This is a genomic window from Acinetobacter sp. Ac_3412 (assembly GCF_013072675.1).
Lineage (GTDB): Bacteria > Pseudomonadota > Gammaproteobacteria > Pseudomonadales > Moraxellaceae > Acinetobacter > Acinetobacter higginsii.
This window is the reverse complement of sequence record NZ_LXUJ01000011.1, coordinates 159,589-180,072: the sequence shown is the minus strand read 5'-3', so window position 1 is coordinate 180,072 and position 20,484 is coordinate 159,589. Positions and strand designations below refer to the sequence as shown.

General features: G+C 41.3%; 18 protein-coding genes. 10 read left to right on the top strand and 8 right to left on the bottom strand.

Annotated features, from left to right (window positions below):
* Positions 1-88: 88 nt before the first annotated feature.
* Positions 89-1,810 (bottom strand): GGDEF domain-containing protein, encoded by a 1,722-nt coding sequence (locus tag A7P54_RS13605; RefSeq protein ID WP_005317425.1) that lies wholly within the window; start codon positions 1,808-1,810, stop codon positions 89-91.
* A 273-nt stretch (positions 1,811-2,083) separates the two neighbouring features.
* Positions 2,084-2,536, bottom strand: coding sequence for an Lrp/AsnC family transcriptional regulator GigD (gigD, locus tag A7P54_RS13600; protein ID WP_004657217.1), 453 nt, complete (start codon positions 2,534-2,536; stop codon positions 2,084-2,086).
* A 147-nt stretch (positions 2,537-2,683) separates the two neighbouring features.
* Between gigD and kynU the strand changes: the two genes are divergently transcribed.
* The 4 genes from kynU to A7P54_RS13580 are packed head-to-tail and all read left to right on the top strand — an operon-like array spanning position 2,684 to position 7,329.
* Positions 2,684-3,934 carry a kynureninase gene (gene kynU, locus A7P54_RS13595; protein WP_171549908.1) on the top strand — a complete coding sequence of 417 codons (1,251 nt, stop codon included), beginning with the start codon at positions 2,684-2,686 and terminating at the stop codon, positions 3,932-3,934.
* 40 nt (positions 3,935-3,974) lie between these two features.
* Entirely contained in the window at positions 3,975-5,381 is a 1,407-nt protein-coding gene (locus tag A7P54_RS13590; RefSeq protein ID WP_171549907.1) for an amino acid permease, read from the top strand.
* A 7-nt stretch (positions 5,382-5,388) separates the two neighbouring features.
* Complete coding sequence (locus A7P54_RS13585) at positions 5,389-6,144, top strand: alpha/beta hydrolase (RefSeq protein ID WP_171549906.1); 756 nt, start codon at positions 5,389-5,391, stop codon at positions 6,142-6,144.
* A gap of 24 nt (positions 6,145-6,168) precedes the next feature.
* The gene (locus tag A7P54_RS13580) at positions 6,169-7,329 is read left to right on the top strand and encodes a porin (RefSeq protein WP_171549905.1); all 1,161 of its coding nucleotides are present in this window, start codon (positions 6,169-6,171) and stop codon (positions 7,327-7,329) included.
* Positions 7,330-7,672: 343 nt separating this feature from the next.
* Here A7P54_RS13580 and blaOXA read toward each other — a convergent pair whose 3' ends face one another.
* Positions 7,673-8,515, bottom strand: coding sequence for an OXA-286 family carbapenem-hydrolyzing class D beta-lactamase (blaOXA, locus tag A7P54_RS13575; RefSeq protein ID WP_171550079.1), 843 nt, complete (start codon positions 8,513-8,515; stop codon positions 7,673-7,675).
* Positions 8,516-9,199: 684 nt separating this feature from the next.
* Between blaOXA and omp33-36 the strand changes: the two genes are divergently transcribed.
* Positions 9,200-10,144 carry a porin Omp33-36 gene (gene omp33-36 / locus A7P54_RS13570; RefSeq protein WP_263974988.1) on the top strand — a complete coding sequence of 315 codons (945 nt, stop codon included), beginning with the start codon at positions 9,200-9,202 and terminating at the stop codon, positions 10,142-10,144.
* 119 nt (positions 10,145-10,263) lie between these two features.
* Here the strand turns inward: omp33-36 and A7P54_RS13565 are convergent, their stop codons facing one another.
* Entirely contained in the window at positions 10,264-10,914 is a 651-nt protein-coding gene (locus A7P54_RS13565) for a response regulator transcription factor (RefSeq protein WP_004657203.1), read from the bottom strand.
* Positions 10,915-11,263: 349 nt separating this feature from the next.
* On the opposite strand from A7P54_RS13565, the gene msuE reads away from it, so the two are divergent.
* On the top strand, positions 11,264-12,004 hold the full coding sequence (msuE, locus tag A7P54_RS13560) for an FMN reductase (protein WP_005185815.1): 741 nt from the start codon (positions 11,264-11,266) through the stop codon (positions 12,002-12,004).
* Between the two features lie 24 nt (positions 12,005-12,028).
* Entirely contained in the window at positions 12,029-13,135 is a 1,107-nt protein-coding gene (gene sfnG, locus A7P54_RS13555; RefSeq protein ID WP_005209451.1) for a dimethylsulfone monooxygenase SfnG, read from the top strand.
* A gap of 77 nt (positions 13,136-13,212) precedes the next feature.
* Here the strand turns inward: sfnG and A7P54_RS13550 are convergent, their stop codons facing one another.
* Positions 13,213-13,626: a winged helix-turn-helix transcriptional regulator gene (locus tag A7P54_RS13550; protein WP_171549904.1), complete on the bottom strand. Its 414-nt coding sequence runs from the start codon at positions 13,624-13,626 to the stop codon at positions 13,213-13,215.
* Positions 13,627-13,730: 104 nt separating this feature from the next.
* Here A7P54_RS13550 and A7P54_RS13545 point away from each other — a divergent pair, with 104 nt between their 5' ends.
* A complete protein-coding gene (locus tag A7P54_RS13545) occupies positions 13,731-14,273 on the top strand; it encodes a cysteine hydrolase family protein (protein WP_171549903.1) in 543 nt (180 codons plus the stop codon).
* A 59-nt stretch (positions 14,274-14,332) separates the two neighbouring features.
* On the opposite strand, the gene acs is transcribed toward A7P54_RS13545, so the two are convergent.
* Positions 14,333-16,276: an acetate--CoA ligase gene (gene acs, locus A7P54_RS13540; RefSeq protein WP_171549902.1), complete on the bottom strand. Its 1,944-nt coding sequence runs from the start codon at positions 16,274-16,276 to the stop codon at positions 14,333-14,335.
* A 337-nt stretch (positions 16,277-16,613) separates the two neighbouring features.
* Here acs and A7P54_RS13535 point away from each other — a divergent pair, with 337 nt between their 5' ends.
* Positions 16,614-17,177, top strand: a complete 564-nt coding sequence (locus A7P54_RS13535; RefSeq protein WP_171549901.1) for a DUF805 domain-containing protein — start codon at positions 16,614-16,616, stop codon at positions 17,175-17,177.
* A gap of 131 nt (positions 17,178-17,308) precedes the next feature.
* Positions 17,309-18,289, top strand: coding sequence for a mechanosensitive ion channel domain-containing protein (locus A7P54_RS13530; protein ID WP_171549900.1), 981 nt, complete (start codon positions 17,309-17,311; stop codon positions 18,287-18,289).
* Here the strand turns inward: A7P54_RS13530 and A7P54_RS13525 are convergent.
* Together A7P54_RS13525 and A7P54_RS13520 are read right to left on the bottom strand one after the other, a co-directional pair.
* Complete coding sequence (locus A7P54_RS13525) at positions 18,269-18,979, bottom strand: 16S rRNA (uracil(1498)-N(3))-methyltransferase (protein WP_171549899.1); 711 nt, start codon at positions 18,977-18,979, stop codon at positions 18,269-18,271. The genes A7P54_RS13530 and A7P54_RS13525 overlap by 21 nt on opposite strands.
* A complete protein-coding gene (locus A7P54_RS13520; RefSeq protein WP_171549898.1) occupies positions 18,976-20,295 on the bottom strand; it encodes a 3-deoxy-D-manno-octulosonic acid transferase in 1,320 nt (439 codons plus the stop codon). Before A7P54_RS13520 ends, A7P54_RS13525 begins: the two co-directional genes overlap by 4 nt.
* Positions 20,296-20,484: the final 189 nt, after the last annotated feature.

The following is a 20,484-nucleotide window of genomic DNA, read 5'->3' as shown; positions in this document are numbered from 1 at the left end:
GGATTAAGTACACAAACTTAATCCTGTTTTTGATTCAATATTTCAAGATACCTAAAGCAAAATAAGCATCACACCTTCCGCACAAGCTTTAAGTCTCTACAATATTCTTCCCTTTTGCCTTCGCTTTGAGCAGTGATTGATCGGCTTTTTCTAATAACTCTAACCAGCTATTTGCCCCAATCGCAACACCAATACTGACCGAAACATGAATCGACTCAGCTACATTCGGGATCACAATCCTTTCCTTTAAAATAGCCGAACGAATACTCTCTGCCACCACTTTGGCGGCGGTCATCTGAATATTCTCGATCACCACCAAAAACTCATCACCGCCATAACGCACAATTAAGTCAGATGCACGAACATTATGCTTGAGCTGATCAGCAATCATGCTAATCACCTGATCACCGACAATATGTCCATACTGATCATTTACAAACTTAAAATTATCAATATCGATCGCAATCACACAAGTCTGAGACAAAGCCTCAGGCTTGGATTCCAGAAGCTGAATATATTCATCTAAAGCCAAGCGGTTTGCGACACCCGTTAATACATCAGAATTTGCAATCTGCTTGAGTTGCAACTCCATGGCATCGCGCTGTTTTAACATCCCTTTTAATTTATCAATCGCTTCAAACAACGAGAAAAACTCTTCCTTATTATTTTTACCTGAAGGAAGTTCATCTGATGTTCCAGATAAGCGCAAAATCATATCACGGGCATGGATCAGTGGACTAAACACCTTGCGCTTGGCATAAATCATAGTGAAAATTGCAATCAATAAAGACAGACTCGAAATAATTAAAGTAAAAATAAACTGCCGCTTTGCGAATTTATTTTCATTCACTGCAACTTGGATGCTGTAATCCAGAATATAGTTTTGCAAGTCCATGACTGGCGTAAATTTCCCCACCATTCGTTCTGTCAATTGTGTCCCAGACAGAAAGTAGGCTTTATTATTTTTACTTTCATCCAATAAGCGCGCAATGATCGGTAATCCTTTATCTAAAAACTCCGTTTTAACACGACGATATAAGTCTACATATTCAAGCGTCTTCGACTGTTCCGGCTGGATCGTATCAATTAACTCCCACAGATAGATCGCTTGATGTTGTGTCTGTAATGAGCGTGCTCGATTTTCATCCGAAATTTTTTCCCCAAATGTCACCGGTGCCATGACATTAGATGCAACTCTACCCGCCTGATCACGCATATCGGTGAGCACCAAAATTGAGGTGAAATAATTCGACATCTTGCTGTTTTTGCTATTGGAACGAACCAATAACCACGTTAAGAACTCACGGCTTTCATCCCAGACACTAAACATAGATAAAATCGCATGATCATATTGCTTGGATGTTCGCTCGGCATGTGGCGTGCTGGCATAAGCATCAACAATGGCGCGTGCTGCAGCCAATTTAACTTTTAAATCAGTTTCCAGTTCATAAGCAATCAGCCTAAACCCGTTTTGTTTTAAGACCTCAATGCTGTTATCAATTTCTGCATCAACAATCTTGCGATACTCGAATAACTCTTTTTGATTTTCCAATAACACATTCGGTTCGCTCGACATCACCTTATTGGAAGGTGCACGTTCTCTGGAAATTTTATTGGCTGTTTTAACTAATGTGCGAAGGCAGGTAATTTCATTGAGTGTTTGTTCTGATTTTATATATTCTTGATAACTATTAATAATTAAAGGGATGGAGAGATAAAAAATCGAAAAGATAATGACTATCATGCAGAAAAAGAGACGACGACTAATCTGCTCAGAACGTAATTTCGAGCTTTTTAATTCACGCCCCATTCATACACCTTGTACTTTTCAAAAACGATCTCAATTGATTTTTAAACAGAACTTAATTTTACCTGAATTATAAAACCCACTACCACGCTTAAACCGAGGTTTTTGGTTACATTAATCGCGACTGACTTTATTCAATCGTTATTTCAGTCCCGCAATTACTTTTCAAAATTGATTATGAGAATGATTTTTATTTAATTAAATTAATCTAAGTATTTTATATCACTAAAATAAATATTTTTAAATCTAGACCAAGGTTCAATAGAGAATCGGAAATCAAAGCAGTTTTTTCTGAATGACCTTATCTAAAATGATCTTAGAATTAATACTCATAATGCCTTTAATCTTATTCAATTTATTAATAATGAATTGTGAAAACGCATTCAGGTCTTTGGTCGCCACATGCAGCACATAATTCGATTCGCCTGTAATCACATAGGCATTCACGACCTCTTCAAAGTCCTCAATCTGCTTTAAGAAAAAATTATGATCACTTTCAGTAAGTTGAATCAATTTTATTTCAACTATGGCCTCAATTTTAATACCTAATTTTTCATAATTGAGCCTAGCTTGGTACTTCTCAATAATGCCATTGCTTTCCAAAAGCTTGACCCGTCGATGACAAGCAGAGGGTGAAAGATTCACCAGATCGGCCAATTCCTGATTACTCAGGCGTGCATCGTTCTGCAAGAAATTTAGGATTTTAAGATCAATCGCATCAATATTCATATTCGGAAATTATTCTAATAATTTAAATATTATTGAAATCATATCCTAATTTTCAACTTTATCTACTGGTTTTATCGGATAAAAAACAAAAATTGCAGTGATAAAATTTAACAGTGGAATTCAATAAATATAGGGATGTAATTCAATATGGTGACACAAGAACAATGCCTTTATTGGGATAAACAAGACGAGCTCGGCACATTTAAAAATGAATTTGCCTTGCCTAACAATGTAATTTATCTAGATGGTAACTCTTTAGGTGCAAGACCGAAGCAATCTTTAAATTATGCACAGCATATTATTCAACAAGAATGGGGTGAAGATCTCATTAACAGTTGGAATAAAGCAGATTGGTGGGGCTTACCAACTCGGTTAGGCGATAAAGTCGGACAACTGATCGGGGCCAATGCAGGCGAAACCGTGATTTCTGATTCGACCACCTTAAATTTATTTAAAGTGTTATCCGCTGCAGTCAAAATTCAGGCCGAGAAGTATCCACATCGTAAAATCATTGTCGCGGAAAAAGACGCTTTCCCCACCGATATTTATATTATCGAAGGCTTCATTGACTTGATCAATCAAGGCTATCAGATCGAATTGATTGAGGGCCCCGCAGGTTTAAGCGAAATTTTAACGACTGATGTCGCTGTTGTGGTGCTGTCTCATGTCAATTATCGCACTGGTTATTTCTATGATATGACCGCGATTAATCAGCAAATCCATGCCAGTAATGCCTTAATCATCTGGGATTTATGTCACTCTGTTGGCGCTGTACCGATGGATCTCAATCAAACGGACAGTGATTTTGCCATTGGCTGTACCTATAAATATCTCAACGGTGGTCCTGGCTCGCCTGCGCTGCTCTGGGTCAATCCCAAACATCGGGATCAGTTCTGGCAACCACTTTCTGGCTGGTGGGGACATCAAAAGCCCTTCGCCATGGCTCAACATTATCAGCCAGCCAACAATATTCGCCGTTATCTGTGCGGTACTCAGCCGATTATTTCCATGAGTCTGATCGAATGTGGGGTAGATATTTTCCTGCAAGCCAACATGCAGAAAATTCGTGAGAAATCGCTTAAATTAACCGACCTATTTATTGCGTTGATTGATCAGGAATGTGCCGAGTATGGTTTCGAGCTGATCACCCCGAAAGCGCATCAATATCGCGGCAGCCATGTCAGCTATCAACATCCACATGGCTATGAAATTATTCAGGCACTGATCGCCCGTGGTGTGATCGGAGACTATCGTGAACCTGGAGTTTTACGCTTTGGCATTACCCCACTCTATCTGGGATTTGAAGATATCTGGCATGCAGTGCAACATCTCAAAGCCATCATGCAGCATCAAGAATGGAACAATGAAAGCTACCTGGTACGGGGTGAAGTGACCTAAGTCGTCACTTTCGGATTGAGCTGATGGCTAGGAGAGGCCGATGAATAATTTTGATAAGATTCAAGCACGTGAAGCAGGACTACATAAAAAATTATCCGCCAAGCAGATGGCAATGATTGCAATTGGTGGTGCGATTGGAACGGGGCTGTTTATGGGGAGCAAATTTGCGATTAGCTTTGCTGGCCCTGCTGTCATTTTGAGTTATGCCATTGGCGGGCTGATTGCCTTTGCACTAATGGCTTGTCTCGCCGAAATGACAGTGCAACACCCGACTTCAGGCTCGTTTGGGGCTTATGCTGAACATTATATCAGCCCCTTGGCGGGTTTCTTAGTGCGCTACAGTTATTGGGCCTGTATCGTACTGGCGGTTGGTACTGAGATCACCGCCGTCGCAGACTATATGAAAATGTGGTTTCCCGATCTGCCCGCATGGATCTGGATCGTGTTTTTTTCAGGTACATTGCTTGCAGTGAATGCTTATAGCGTCAAGGCATTTGGACTGGTGGAATACTGGTTCTCCACCATTAAAATTTTTGCCATTATCGTGTTTATTCTGTTGGCAATCGGTATTCTGACTCAAAACACGCAGCAAAGTCACCATGTTGTGAGTAATCTGACTGGACACGGTGGCTTCTTTCCCAATGGATTCAGTGGCGTCTGGATTGGGGTGATTATTTCAATTTTTAGCTATTTAAGTATTGAAATGATTGCCGTCGCTGCAGGTGAAGCATCGAACCCAGAAAAAGCGGTTAAATACGCCTTTAAAAGTACCGCACTGCGTCTAATTTTATTCTATTTACTGTCCCTGTCTTTAATCGTGGCACTGGTTCCATGGACAGAACTGATTGGCAAAGATGCCAGCAGCCCCTTTGTGACTGTGATGAAAATTGTCGGGATTCCATATGCAGATAGCATTCTCAATTTCATCGTGATTGTCGCCGCTCTCTCTGCCATGAATAGCATGCTGTATATTTCAACCCGAATGCTATTTAGCTTGTCACGGGCAGGTGATGCACCTCAAATCTTCGGTAAAATCCGTCCCAATGGCGTGCCCATCAATGCGCTGTTTTTATCCGCCATGGGGATTGCTGTTGCCAGCGTGGTGTATACCATCAATCCTGAATCGGCTTTCCCCATCATGATTGCCTTATCCATGTTCGGCGCATTGTTTACTTGGGGCAGCATCTTTGTGACCCATATCTGTTTTAGACGGCATATTGCGAAAAATGGTATTGGATTAAAATACAGAATCCCAGCAAGTCAGTTCATTTCACTGTTTGGTTTATTCAGTATTCTGAGCATTACCCTCACCACCTGGTTTACTGCCGAATTTAAATCTACGCTACAGTTTGGCATTCCTTTTATTGTGCTGTTAATCGTTTTTTATATGCTAAAACGCAGCTCGGCAAAGCTCGATTTAAGCACAAACACCGAAGCTTCCGAGTAAACACGCCATGAAGCTTTATGATAATTCTCGAACGGTTGCAAATGAGCAGGATATTCTGATGGAGTTTCAACAACGTAGTCGGTTGAGCTATCAGCAACACTCTTGTATTCAGGATATTGCCTATGCCAAAACGGCTCGATCCTGCTTAGATCTCTTTCCTTTAGCACAGGCGCGCAAAACCGTCGTGTTTGTACATGGCGGCTATTGGCAATGGTGTAATAAATCCGATTTTGCCTTTATCGCCACGGATGTTGTTGCCAACAATATGCAGTGTGTCTTGCTTGAATATGACTTGGCCCCGCAACGCAGCATGGGCGAAATCGTCAAGCAAATCCAACAAGCGCTTGATTTTATCCAACAACAAGCATGGAGCACTCAAGACATCATGCTGGTTGGGCATTCTGCAGGAGCTCATTTATCTGCATTAATGCTCACCCATCCTGCTGTGAGTGAAGCCGTTTTATTGAGTGGTATTTATGATCTCACGCCCATTCAACAGACCCATTTAAATACAGCATTGAATCTCTCGGAACAGGAGATTCAACAATATAGTCCCCTCCTGATCGAGGCCGCTGTTCAAAAGCCCTATGCCATCTTCTGTGGTGCTGAAGAGCTCGATGAGTTGATCGGGCAAAGTCAGTCGTATTTTCATCGAAGGAAAGTCATCGACCCAGACTTTGTCTCCTTCCAGTTGCTAGATAATACGCATCATTACAATATCTTAGATGAATATTTTCATCGGAGATTAACCACTCACACTTAAATCTATACATGGACGTATTTAAAAATGGTTAAGTTCAAACTTCAATACCATCGGGTTTTTATTGCCCTGAGTTTTGCACTCTGCTCTTCGGCATTTGCACAGATTGAATTGATCAATCAGGATCAGATTTTCACTGCACAGGACAACTTTAAACTGACCAGTGCCGGCAGTCTCAGATTGCAAGCCCTGAATTTTGATCAGTATCAGCCATCCAATGCAGCACAGAAATATCGTCGTAATGGCTATAGCTCAACCAGCAGGATCTATCTCAATACCGACTATAAAATCAATGATGATCTGCATTTGATTACGGGTTATCAGAATTTTATTAATCCAGCCAAAATTTTAGATTGGGATGGGCATTATCAAAACAATGATGAGCGTCTGACCACAGAACAAGCCTATGCGGGAATCTCGAGCCATGGCTATGGCACTTTAAAATATGGAAAAATTTATAGTCTGTATTACGATGTGGTCGGGAGTAAAACCGATCTTTGGGACTACAGTACCTTGGCGCAACCACAAACATGGAGCCCTTTTGCTTATTTCGATGGGACTCAAGCGGCCAGTAAGACTTTAAGATATGAGAAAAAAACGAAAAATATTGATTTTTATGCGGCTTATTTATTTGAAGATCACACTAGTCTGAATCAGCTCCGTTATCAACGCAAAGCGGGGCAAGAAGCCGCTGTCGATATTCACTTAAATAAAAACTTAAACTGGGCGATTTCATGGAAACACAACAAAGCTCAGCTGCAATCTGATCATGCAACATCTAAGCTCTCTCAAGACATGCTTGCGACTGCCCTATTCTATTTTGATGGAACATGGATGCTCAGTAGCAGTGCTGGCTGGTATAAAAATCTATTGCCTAATTTTGATGCATTCAATCAGACATCCGCCCAATCTGTTGAAAACCTGTTAGACACGGAGGCTTATGGACTTGAATATTATGCAGGCTATCATGTCGACCTTGACCATCATGGTATGAAATACATTCAACCTTATCTGATGGGGAATTATTTAAAATATCGGAGCGGCTACGATTTCTCTCGACGCGATCATGGCATTGGCGTGGCAATCCGTTTCAATCATGGTATTGGCTTTGACTATGAGCGCCTATATACGCAAGATAGCAACCATACGCCTGACATGCATTTATTTCGCTTACGCTACGAGTGGTAATCACGAAATTTAATGCACTCATATGGGCAAAACGTTTTGAGTCTCATTACACATCACCAGTGATCTAAACGTTTTGCCACTAAACTTCTACTTTAAATAATATCAATCATATTTCACTTGGGTTCGGCACTGGTTTTCCAATCTTGAACAGACTTAATAATCGAAAAATTCTATTCAAAATATATAAATTATCAATTTTACAAATCAATTTCCAAAGCAGATAATTTAAACATACAGAGATTGCAGAATTTAAACCTCTAACCCTCTAGGATGTTTTCTCCCCCAAGCAAAACATCCTTTCTCAGCCCAGCTTTCCCCAAAAGCTGGGTCTTTTTTTGCCTATTTAATGGGCTAACAACCCCAACTCTTGCAAGGCCTGATACACAATCGCTTTACGTGCATCTGCATGCTCAGGCTGGCTCATTTGCATATTCAGTGAGAAGGCTGTGATCTTACCATTTGGCTGTTCAATCCAGCCTGTCCACCATCCCACTTGCGGGCTGACATCCATACCCCAACCACTTTTGGCATAGATTTTGGTTCCCTGAATCTGATCCACCAATAACATCGCTTTGACTTGTTGCTGTGTCGGCTGGTCAAATGGCAATTTCTGTTTTGCCAGCGCATAGACAAAACGAACTTCTTCTATGGGAGTGATTTTTAAGGGGCCAACTAACCAGAAATTATCGATTTGTGCCCCGATATTTTTATTACCATAACCCACGCGCTTTACTTCACGGGTCATCAGTTCCAAACCAATACGTCTTGCCAATTCTTGATAGACAGGTACCGCTGATGCCTGCATCGCCTCAGCTAAGGTTAAATCTTTTTCCCAACTACTAAATGCCCGCTTTTTGCCATCCCATTTAAATACTTCATCTGGTGTGGTCTTATGATACTGTATTCCGATCAAGGCGTTTAACATTTTAAAGGTTGAGGCAGGAATATAGCGCTGTTCTGCACGATCAAGATCATTGCCATAGCTTTGAATTTTCTTACCATCATAAATCACCAAAACACCACTGGTTTGGACACTCTGGAATAAACTTGAGATCTGCTGCTGCTCATTTTTTTGTGTCGAGAGCTGTTGCTTTTGTTGGCTAAAACTTTGACAAGCAGTCATGGGAATTGCAAAAAAGATGGCTGTAAAAAAGGCCAGACATTTTAATTTTTTCGACATCATCATAAAGCTGGAAAAGTAGAATAATCTGCCACTATAAGTGTTTTGTCTCCGTTGTTCTGTAGTGTTATTTTCATCAATACTTTGTAAAAAAACAGACAAAAAAAAGCTCAGCCTTGGGGAAAGCCGAGCTAGTAAAACGATGATGTAAAAACATCAAAAAACTCAAAAGAAAATGTTATGAGATACTTAAATGCAAATTAGATATCCCTTGCTTTGTATTATGTGAATTGGCTCTCACAAAGTAAAGTTGATTAAATAGATCGGGTTTATCGTTACAATCGATTTTGTTGATTGTTCATTAAAAATCAGATTTATTCGATGCTTTTGGTTTATATTAACACGCAGCCAATAATATGAAATTATGCAAAGCAGGTCGCATAAAAACAGTAGAACAATATTTCAATACACACTTTTATCGTCAAAATTATGACAATAACAAGAATGACTTAAATGAAAAAACCGATCACAATGATTGAATAAACCAATTGAAATATTTACGGATGACATTATTATGACATCACTTATCTTGTTAAAAAATAAACTTATCTATTTGTTAGATATGTATTTTATAAAAGGTTGACAGCGTTTTTCTTAATTGTTCATTTATTATACACCGCATGATCGGTATTTGTTCATTTATCGGAAGCCCAAATTTATTACATTGACTTCATACTTTGTTACAATACAATGGCTCCAACTTTACTCTTTCTTGTTTTAAAGCTGGAAATTATTATGAAAAAACTCGGTTTAGCCACTGCTTTAGTTTTAGCCATGACCGGTGCTCACGCATACCAAGTAGAAGTTCAAGGTCAGTCTGAATTCATCGATGCAAAAAGCAACAATGACAAAGACTTCACTGGTGCTGCTCAAGGTACTTACTACTTCAAAAATGTAGATGCTTCTAAAGGTCCTTTAGCTGAAGCTGCATTCTTAAACCAAGCGTCTAATGTTTCTGTAGCTTATAGCTTTGCAGAATTAAGCGGTGACGAAGTTGCAACTGTGAAGAACAATTCTTTCGGTGCAAAAGGTGAAGCTTACCTTCCAACTCCTTACTTACCTGTGTATACAAGTGCTGCATACAGCCACTCACAAACTAAGTCTGAAGGCGAAAAAGACAATGGTGACCGTTTCGCATTAGAAGTCGGTACTATGCTTACTCCTAACTTCTTAGTTGCTGTTGGTTATACTAACATCGCTGACCAATTTGCTTTAGACGCAAACAGCGTTCTTTCAAATGGTATTGCTAAATCAGTAGCTCAACCATTAGTTATTGGTGAAGACCAAGATGCGATCACTGCGCGTACTAAATACGTAGGTAACATCGATGGTACAAACATGGCTGTAGGTTTTGAAGCTGGTCTTGTTTACGGTGACTTCCAAGCATACGAATTGAAAACTGACGTATATGTGACTCCTAAGTTAAGCGTTGGTGCTTCTTATGCTGAAGCAAACTTCAGCTCTAACCCAGCAAATGAAGACAACTTCTCTGCAATCAATTCTGCTTGGGGTGCAAACGTAAACTACTTCATCACTCCAGCAATTGCTGTAGGCGCAACTTATGTTAACGCAAATGCGAAACATGAAAGCACTGATACGCAAACTATTGGCTTAAACGCGAAGTTCCGTTTCTAATATTGGATTTGAGTTCTACATAGAACATCTCATTCATAACAAAAAACCAGTTCTGATGAACTGGTTTTTTGTTTTCCGATATTAACGAACTAAGAAATCCAATTCCTCAGCTTTAAAATTTACATCTTCTTATCTTCAATATTTAAAGCACTAATTGCCAATACCGCTTGGGTACGGTTTTGTACGCCCAACTTACGGAAAATTGCGGTGACATGTGCTTTGATTGTGGCTTCTGAAACTTCTAATTCATACGCAATTTGTTTATTCAACAAACCTTCTGCCACCATCATCAATACACGGAACTGCTGTGGCGTGAGTGATTGTAAACGTTCAGCTAAAGCGGTTTCATCTGCTGCACGCGGATCAAAGCCTGCATGGGTCGGTAAGTTCGGTGGTAACCAAATCTCACCTTCCAAAACATGCTTAATCGCTTCCCCAATATGGCTTGGATGAGAGGATTTCGGAATATAGCCCATTGCACCATGCGCAATCGCACGCTGAATAATCGACACCTCTTCGTGTGCGGAAACCACAATAATTGGAATCGCAGGATATTGGGCCCTGACATAGACTAAGGCAGAGAAACCAGAAGCACCGGGTAGATTTAGGTCCAAAAGGACCAAATCAGGTTCTGCACCATGTTCTAAACGTGCATAGAATTCATCTACATCTGCAGTCTCTTGGATCTGCGCCTGAGGCAAACTATAACGAACCGCTTGAATCAAAGCATGTCTAAATAAAGGATGGTCGTCTACAATTAAAATATTCATAAGCGCTTAAGCTATCTGCAAGTACGTCACTGTACGATGTTTATTTAAATTCAATCCGCTTAAGCCTATTTTCAATTCAAGGCTAGGTCAAGCACAAGACATGATTTATTTCCTTTTCCCGCAAAATAAATCAAATATTGATATAACTTGATTAAAATCACCTTTGCATAAAACAGATTCAAAAATATTGAATAGAAACAGAAAATTAACGACCTAAAATTTGATATTTATTGTGATTTATCGACATATCTTTAAAAAAGATAAGCTTGCAGCATTTCCTTATTTTACAGCTTGGCATGCGGTGTAGATAAATAAATAGTAATTCGAAATGATCTTTTAGGCCGTTATTATGTCCAATCACAATACCCTCTCAACTCCCCTTAATATTGTTGCAGTATCTGGTGGTTTAAATAGCCCATCAAAAACAGAAAGCTTAGTTCAGGCGATTCTGGATGAGCTGTCTGAAGCAATTAATATTAAAGTGCATTTCGTTAAGCTTAGTGAAATTGGACCTTTATTGGGTGGTGCAATTTATCGTAATCAACTGCCTCAACGCGTACAAGATGATTTGGCTGCAGTTGAAGCCGCAGATGCATTGATTGTGGGCACCCCTGTTTATCGTGCTTCGTTTACGGGTTTATTTAAACATTTCTTCGACTTTGTTGAGCAAACAGCTTTGGTTGATGTACCGGTCTTACTTGCCGCTTCAGGTGGCAGTGACCGTCATGCACTGGTGTTAGAACATCAATTACGCCCTTTATTCAGTTTCTTCCAAGCACAAACCTTACCGATTGGGGTCTATGCCACTGATCGTGATTTCACCCCTGAATATACGGTAAAAAGCGAACAATTATCGGATCGCGTCACCCTTGCTGTGGCGCGTGCCTTACCAATTTTAGAATGGGCACCAGCCAAAGGCCAACGTGCAGCGGCTATCAAAGCCAAAACTGAGCAAGCGAATCAAAACCTCGGCATCAATAAACAGATTGAACAAGCAGAAGTCTTACCATCTGCGGCAGTACCAAATCTGGATGCAGCTGAATCTCGCTTACACCCGAAGTCAACCAAGAACCTCACCCACGTGGCATAACCATATTGAATGGAGGATACAACGATGACAACAACAGCATCCGCAATTAAATTTGCCTACTGGGTTCCCAATGTTAGTGGCGGTCTCGTTGTAAGCAACATTGAACAGCGTACTGACTGGAGCTATGACTATAATGTGCGCTTAGCACAAGCAGCGGAACGTAGCGGCTTTGAATATGCCCTCACACAAATCCGTTTTACCGCTGGCTATGGCGCAGAAAACCAACATGAATCCGTAAGTTTTAGCCATGCTTTATTAGCAAAGACTGAAAAACTCAAAGTAATTGCGGCAATCTTACCTGGCCCTTGGAAGCCTGTACTCGCGGCTAAACAGCTGGCCACTATTGACTACCTCACCCAAGGGCGTATTGCGATTAATGTCGTCAGCGGCTGGTTCCGTGGCGAATTTGATGCGATTGGTGAACCTTGGCCTGAGCATGATCAACGTTATGTTCGCTCAGAAGAATTTATTCGTACCCTCAAAGGTATCTGGACAACTGACAATTACAGCTTTGATGGCAAATATTACCAATTCCAAAATTACACGCTTAAACCGAAACCTTTGCAAAAACCTTATATCGAAGTGTTTCAAGGCGGCAGTTCCCGTGCCGCACGTGATATGGCCGCGCGTGTATCAGACTGGTATTTTACCAACGGCAATAGCGTTGAAGAAATCAAGAAGCAAGTTGATGATGTCCGCAGCAAAGCAAAGTTAGCCAACAGACAAGTCAAGATTGGGGTTAATGCTTTTATCATTGCCCGTGATACTGAGGAAGAAGCCAAAGCGGTACTGAATGAAATTATTGCTCAAGCCAATGTCGAAGCGGTGAATGCCTTCGGTGATGCCACCCGTGAAGCTGGTGCAGCAGCCCCTGAGCGTGAGGGCAATTGGGCAAAATCGACCTTTGATGATTTGGTGCAATATAACGATGGCTTTAAAACCAATCTGATCGGTACACCACAGCAAATTGCGGAACGCATTGTGGCCCTAAAAAATGTGGGCGTTGATCTGGTTCTTTCTGGATTTCTTCATTTCATTGAGGAGGTTGAATATTTTGGAGAAAAAGTTCTACCCCTCGTCCGTCAACTTGAACAACAACAGGAGCATCATCTCGCAGCAAAATCAGCGTAGTTTTCAGCATTAAATAAGAAGAAAAACAAAAGAAATGGCAAATACTCCCCAAGGCTCGGCTTGGGGCTTTTTTTATTTTAGCGGGTCTCAATTTCTCGCATGACAGTTTCAACCGAATAACGGCACCATTTCGACAGCTGCTCAATAAATTCATTTAATTGTGATGGATTAAAATGGCTAACAATCATATAACAGGCATTGCCGAGAATTTTAAAACACTCATCTACCTGTTCATATTGTTTGACTAAGTGCTCAACCTCAATAAAAGCTTGCTGATCATTCATAAACAATTGGATGAATTGTTTATGTTCATACTTTATCGCGACGGTGTAATTTTTGATAATACCTGCATCCATTAACTGTGCAATACGAGCACCCACCGCCTGCCCAGTACGATGCACTCGCTGCCCAATTTCTTTATGGCTTAAACGTGAGTCTTGTTTTAGCAGTTCAATAATTTTTAAGTCGATGGGATCAAGTTCAATATTCATTTTTCATTACGAAAGAAAACCAGCAACAATGCTTTCATTTGAATATAGCCGATTTCTCAGTTTCACCCTACTCTTGTTTTATCTTAATGTTGGAAGAAAAAACGATGAAACAAGCCTTACTGATTATTGATGTTCAAAACGACTATTTTAAAAATGGCAAAATGGAATTGGTCAATCCAGACTTTGCTCTGGCGAAAACCAACCAATTAGAAGATCATTTTATTCAAAACAATTTACCGATTATTTATATTCAGCATATTAATCCTGCCTCAGCCAGTTTTTTTCAGGAAAATACCGTGGGTGTTGAATTACATCCTCAACTTAAAGTCACAGATCAATCACTGATTGTCGAAAAGCATTTCCCAAATAGCTTTCTAGAAACCAACCTTCAAGCCATCCTTGAACAGCATCAAGTTGAACAGTTAGTGATTACAGGCATGATGACCCATGTCTGTATTGACTCAGGGACACGTGCAGCCAAAGAGCTTGGCTACCAACCAATTGTCATTGCCGACGCCACTGCAACCCGTGATCTGGAACATGAAGGTAAAAGCGTCAAAGCAGCAGATGTACAAACGGCGTTCTTATCTGCACTGGGTTTCTTCGCCACCGTACAAAACACCGCAGATTTTTTAGCACACCATTAAACAATGCAGATAAAAAAAAGAGCGTTCCATCGAACGCTCTTTTCACATTTGCATCGGGTTTATCGGTTTGGATAAACTGTCGCAATCAAATGATCAACCACCGCAGGTTCAGCAAGGGTCGAGGTATCTCCTAAACTATCCAATTCATTGGCAGCAATCTTTCTCAAGATACGACGCATGATTTTGCCTGAACGGGTTTTTGGCAAAGCGGGTGCCCAATGCAGTGCATCTGGAGTTGCCACAGGGCCAAGCACTTTACGCACCCAATTCACCAACTCCTTACGCAGCTCCTCAGATTCAGCCACATCGGCCTGTAAAGTGACAAAAGTACAAATCCCTTGTCCTTTAATATCATGCGGCATACCCACTACCGCAGCCTCTGCAACTGCGACATGCGAGACCAAGGCACTTTCAATCTCGGCTGTACCTAAACGATGCCCTGAGACGTTGAGTACATCATCGACACGACCCGTAATCCAATAGTAACCATCAGCATCTCGACGTGCGCCATCACCTGTGAAATAGTAGTTTTTAAAGGTTGAGAAATAAGCCTCGATAAAACGTTGTGGATCACCCCAAATGGTTCGCATTTGACCCGGCCAAGAATCCTTAATCACCAGATTGCCTTCGGTTGCTCCTTCTAGCTCATTGCCCTCGCCATCCACCAAGGCGGGTTGCACCCCGAAAAATGGACGTGTCGCAGATCCTGGTTTTAAGGCAGTTGCGCCCGGCAAAGGTGAAATTAAAATGCCACCTGTTTCTGTTTGCCACCATGTATCCACGATTGGACAACGGCCTTCACCAACCACTTCATGATACCAATTCCATGCTTCTGGGTTGATCGGCTCACCCACCGAACCTAGTAGGCGCAAACTACTGCGATCACTCTCACGTACATAGGCATCACCTTCACGCATCATGGCGCGAATCGCAGTCGGAGCCGTATATAGAATGGTGATGTTATGCTTATCAATCACATGACCAATACGTGCCCAAGTTGGGTATTGTGGAATTCCCTCAAACATCACCGTGGTGGTGGCATTACTGAGTGGCCCATAGAGTAAATAACTATGGCCTGTAATCCAGCCGACATCGGCAGTACACCAATACACATCATCTTCACGCAGATCGAAGACTTCTCTAAAGGTGGTGTTGACATAGACCAGATAACCACCTGTGGTATGCAATACACCTTTCGGTTTCCCTGTTGAACCTGAGGTATACAGAATGAATAAAGGGTCTTCTGCTTTCATTGGTTCTGGCGGGCAGTGTTCATCTACCTCCATGATGGCAAGGTGATACCAAACATCTCGTGGTGCATTAAACTGAATTGGATTACCTGTACGATGCACCACAATCACGTTTTCAACACTGCTGGTACCATCAATTTCTAATGCGGCATCCACATTTTCTTTCAGTGGTAGTAACTTGCCACCGCGCATGCCAGCATCCGCAGTAATCACCAGTTTTGCTTGGCAGTCTTCAATACGACTCGCCAAGGAGTCAGGAGAGAAGCCACCAAACACCACACAATGCACTGCACCAATACGTGCACAAGCGAGCATGGCAATTGCCGCTTCAGGCACCATAGGCATATACAGCACCACACGATCGCCTTTGCGAATACCTTGCTTCTTTAACACATTGGCAAAACGACAGACTTCATCATGCAGTTCAGAAAATGAAATGATTTTATGACGCGAAGGGTGATCACCTTCCCAAATAATAGCAGGCTTTAATGGATTATCTTTAAGATGACGATCTAAGCAATTGGCTGAGACATTCAACTCACCATCAGCAAACCATTCGATTTTGAAATTATCTTGATTAAAACTGGTATTTTTGACCTGTGTAAATGGTTTGATCCATTCAATCTTGCTGGCTTCCTCTGCCCAAAATGCTTCTGGTTGCTCAATCGAATGCTGGTAACGTTTGAAATAGTCTGCTTCAGAGATTCTTGCCGTTTCTTTGAATTTATCAGGCACTGGGTAGATTTCTTTCATAGCTCACTTCCTTGGTTTTTTATCTCATACCTTAGATGTTCTCATCTATTACACGGGTATGTTTTGTTCTCACTTGCAGTATTGACACCATTTACAAGTGCAAACAATGCGGCTTTGGTCGTAGAAATGTCTGGGCTTTTAATCTTTCGACCTTGACTAACTTATAGGCTAAAATAGCAAAACCGACACTTTTACGATCAATTTATTTTCAAAAATTTACTCAAAATAATTTAAATTTGAACTGCTTGTCTATGCTTTTTGTTTTTAAAATAAGTGATTATTTTGATCATTGCCAAAAGCTTAAAAGATTTAATAATCAAAAAAATAGGAATGCACTATGTTTGACCCTGTAATAACGACCCAAGTACAACCAATCAATGCCCATCCACTTTCTCCTAAGGGTCGTTTTAACCGTCTCAGCTATTTAGGTTGGTACGGTTTGCTCAGTTTGGCTTGTCTGGCTGCATTTATCTTGATCTTTGCCTTTGCTGGTATTTTTGCAAGCAGCAACATCGATGATGCCATATTTAGCGCGTTTTCAGGCATGTCTGTCTTTGCCATGATTGCAGTGTGGTTGGGTGCCTTTTATTTGCAAATCGTGTTTTTGATTCGTCGTCTGCACGACTTAAATAAAACTGGCTGGCTATGCTTGTTGCTATTGGTGCCCGTGATTCAACTACTGTTTACCTTATATGTCTTGCTTGCACCAGGAACGCCGCATCGCAATGACTATGGTGATGTTCGCCCATCTCGTGGCTGGGAAAAATTACTGGCATGGCTCATGATTCTGCTCAGCCTATTCATGATGTTTACGATATTCATTTTTGCTTATTATTTTGCTAGTCCAGATTTATGGGAAGCCCCAACCCAAATCATTCAAAATACGACCGAATATTTTTAAACGACCGTATTCAGCGAATTGATTTAATCATCATGGGAAACAAAGACTGAATTTTGCATGCGTGTTGGCAATAAATTCATTATGATTGCTTCCCTCATTTACTCCTTCCTTTGCGAAATAGAGATCTTGCTGTGGCAAACGAACAAACAACATTGACTGAAGTTGCAAAAGATACGGGTGCGCTGATTCATCAAGCCAGTACCAAGACCACTGAAACAGTCTTGGCCCATACTGAAAAGTATCACGATGCCTATACCACCATTGATAAAATCATGGACAGCTTTTGGGAGCGTATTCCCTATATCGGTATCGCGATTACAGTTTTCATTATCTTTTGGTTACTCACCAAGTTGTTTAAGCTCTTTATTCGCAAGACGCTAGAAAATCGCAGCTATACTCGCCAAAACCTAGTATTGGTACTGAATCGGGTCGGTAGTACTTTTATTATCTTCTTTGGCTTCTTGATCGCGCTGGTGATTGCTATCCCAGGCTTCACACCAAGTCAGTTGATTGGTGCACTCGGTATTGGTTCGGTTGCGATCGGTTTTGCTTTCAAAGATATTTTTCAAAACTTATTATCAGGGATTCTGATTCTGATCAGCGAACCGTTTCGTATCGGTGATGATATTGTCGTCAATGGCTTGGAAGGAAACGTCGAGGATATTCAAATCCGAGCAACCTTCTTACGTTCGCCTGATGGTCGCCGTATCGTAATTCCCAATGCCACGGTGTACACCAGTGCAGTCACAGTCAACAATGCCTATCAACGTCGTCGTTGTGAGTTTGTGGTCGGTATTGGCTATGAAGATGACATGCAAAAAGCCAAGAAGATTATTCTCGATATTCTGGATCGTAATTTAAATGTACTGAGTCAACCCGGCTTCTCGGTCAACGTTACCGCACTGGCAGACTTCTCAATTAATTTAACAGTACGCTGGTGGGTCAATACCACTGAAACCACCACCTCAGCCTCTATCAGTGAAATCCAAGAATTGGTGGTGACTGCTTTTGACGAAAAAGGAATTTCAATTCCTTATCCAGTACAGGAAGTCAAAGTCTATCGGGGTGATCAATCTGAGCTGAGCGATGCTTTAGACAAACAAGCGCCCTAAAATATTCGATACGGCTGTTTCAGTTCGCAAAATTCGGTTGCCTAAGCTCATCGCTTGGCAGCCGTTTTTGATGAGTAGATCGACCTCATAGGGAATAAATCCTCCCTCTGGACCAACGATCAAACTACAAGACTGTTGAATTGCATATGGCATTGGCTGCTCAGCATAAGGATGCGCCACATAAGCAGGCTGTTCTGCGCTGATCAATGTGGGTAAAACATCTTCAACAAAAGGTTTAAAACGTTTATACAGCTGGATTTCGGGTGCAATGGTATCGCCCGCCTGTTCTAAACCCAAAGTGACATAATCATTGAGCTGCTGCAAAAACGGCGTTTGCCAATAGCTTTTATCTACGCGATAACTATGAATCAGGCTAATCCGTTCCACCCCCAATGTCACCGCATCCATAATGATGCGACGTAATACTTTAGGACGTGGCAAGGCCAGAATTAGATGCACGGGAAGCTTTGCAGGAACCGCTTCAGTTTGAACTGGACGAACCCTAATGCATTCTTCGCTGATAGCGACCACCTCAGTTAAGTAGCGCTGACCTGCACGAATCCCAACCTTTAAGGTATCACCAACATTGAGCTGTAAGTGCTGAGCTAAATGCTGTAATTGTCTGGGCTGACTGATCTGCCATACATCCTCTGAAACACACTGATCTGGCTCGAGTAAAACAATATTCATGATAATGCTGTTTGCTGTAAATAGTGATCAAGACACTGAATATGCTGCTGTAGTGAGCCTTTATTTGTTTGTAGAACCCGCTGAGCCTGCGTAACCAGTTGCTGAGTCTGAGCATCATCTTCTAAACAGGCTAATAATTGCTGCCCCACCTGTGCTGCATCCTCTCCAATCAAAATCCCTTGTTGAGCCACAAACTCATCCACAATGGTTTGAAAATTGAAATAACGCGGACCAATGACGGTGGGTACATTCAAGACCATAGGCTCTAAAATATTATGCCCGCCACCTGGTTCATTCAATGAACCACCAACAAAACAGGCTTGGCTCAAGGCGTACCATAACCACATTTCCCCCATACTATCCGCAAGGAAGACTTGGGTATCTTCTTGAATCGATTGTTGCAGACTACGGCGTTGAGTTTTTAAATTTAAACTTTGGCAAACTTGGTATACCTCATCAAAACGTTCAGGATGACGCGGCACCACAATACACAGCAAAGCTGGATTTGAATTTAAATGTGACTGCAATTGTTTGAGTAAACTTTGTTCTTCGGGCGCATGCGTACTGGCTAAAGTAATAATCTGACGATCCGCCAAGTGCCAATCTTGTTTCAACTGCTGTGCTTGTTGCAGATACTGTTCTGGTGCTGAAATATCAAATTTAATATTGCCAACCACCTGACTTTTGGCTTGTTCTAAACCTAATTCAACATAACGTTGCTGCGTTGCCACATCTTGTGCCAATAGCCAAGTGATTTGTTGCAGCATGGGTTGAGTTAAACGACGGACCTTGCCATAACCTTTGGCTGATTTCTCTGACAGACGCGCATTCAATAAAATACAAGGAATCTGTTGCTGTTGTGCTTCAGCAATTAAATTGGGCCAGATCTCTGTTTCAACCAATGCCAATAGTCGCGGTTGATACAGATTAAAAAATTGTTTTAATAATGCTTTTTGATCGACAGGCAAATACACCGCCTGAAATAAATCGAGATAAGGGGCTTTTAAAAACAGGGATTTGGCACGCGCTTGCCCAGTCTTGGTGGTATTGGTCACTAAAACGGGATGACCTAATTTTAAATAATGTTCTATTAATGGTTGAGCCGCGTTGGTTTCACCGACTGATACCGCATGGAACCAAATTGCCCCCAAATTTTTTGGGGGTTGAAACGGCCCAAAACGCTCGATACATTCCTGTTGAAACAGCGCATCACTTTCAGCCCGTTGTTTTATTTTCCAGCGGTACAACGGCTTGATACAAGCCAGTAAAAAGTTATACCAAAACGGTGTTTGCTGTGTTGCTGTGTTCTGCGCCATCCGAGACCATAATTTACAAGGTGATTCCAGCTCATTATGCGGAAATTTATGATGTTTTGACAGTTAGACTTTTAAAAGTGTTTTGAAAAAAATATGGACTTTCTGTCTATATGCTTAGGCCAAATTATCTTGTAAATTAGCCAATTGCGCGATTTAGTCAATGGCTTAAAGAATTGATATGTTTTCACT

Coding starts and splice junctions, on each gene's coding strand:
- A7P54_RS13525 (WP_171549899.1), bottom strand. CDS start 18,979: ATGAATATTGTTTTACTCGAGCCAGATCAGTGTGTTTCAGAGGATGTA.
- A7P54_RS13550 (WP_171549904.1), bottom strand. CDS start 13,626: ATGAATATTGAACTTGATCCCATCGACTTAAAAATTATTGAACTGCTA.
- A7P54_RS13590 (WP_171549907.1), top strand. CDS start 3,975: ATGAATAATTTTGATAAGATTCAAGCACGTGAAGCAGGACTACATAAA.
- omp33-36 (WP_263974988.1), top strand. CDS start 9,200: ATGGCTCCAACTTTACTCTTTCTTGTTTTAAAGCTGGAAATTATTATG.
- A7P54_RS13580 (WP_171549905.1), top strand. CDS start 6,169: ATGGTTAAGTTCAAACTTCAATACCATCGGGTTTTTATTGCCCTGAGT.
- A7P54_RS13520 (WP_171549898.1), bottom strand. CDS start 20,295: ATGGCGCAGAACACAGCAACACAGCAAACACCGTTTTGGTATAACTTT.
- A7P54_RS13605 (WP_005317425.1), bottom strand. CDS start 1,810: ATGGGGCGTGAATTAAAAAGCTCGAAATTACGTTCTGAGCAGATTAGT.
- A7P54_RS13585 (WP_171549906.1), top strand. CDS start 5,389: ATGAAGCTTTATGATAATTCTCGAACGGTTGCAAATGAGCAGGATATT.
- msuE (WP_005185815.1), top strand. CDS start 11,264: ATGTCCAATCACAATACCCTCTCAACTCCCCTTAATATTGTTGCAGTA.
- acs (WP_171549902.1), bottom strand. CDS start 16,276: ATGAAAGAAATCTACCCAGTGCCTGATAAATTCAAAGAAACGGCAAGA.
- sfnG (WP_005209451.1), top strand. CDS start 12,029: ATGACAACAACAGCATCCGCAATTAAATTTGCCTACTGGGTTCCCAAT.
- blaOXA (WP_171550079.1), bottom strand. CDS start 8,515: ATGATGATGTCGAAAAAATTAAAATGTCTGGCCTTTTTTACAGCCATC.
- A7P54_RS13535 (WP_171549901.1), top strand. CDS start 16,614: ATGTTTGACCCTGTAATAACGACCCAAGTACAACCAATCAATGCCCAT.
- A7P54_RS13545 (WP_171549903.1), top strand. CDS start 13,731: ATGAAACAAGCCTTACTGATTATTGATGTTCAAAACGACTATTTTAAA.
- gigD (WP_004657217.1), bottom strand. CDS start 2,536: ATGAATATTGATGCGATTGATCTTAAAATCCTAAATTTCTTGCAGAAC.
- A7P54_RS13565 (WP_004657203.1), bottom strand. CDS start 10,914: ATGAATATTTTAATTGTAGACGACCATCCTTTATTTAGACATGCTTTG.
- kynU (WP_171549908.1), top strand. CDS start 2,684: ATGGTGACACAAGAACAATGCCTTTATTGGGATAAACAAGACGAGCTC.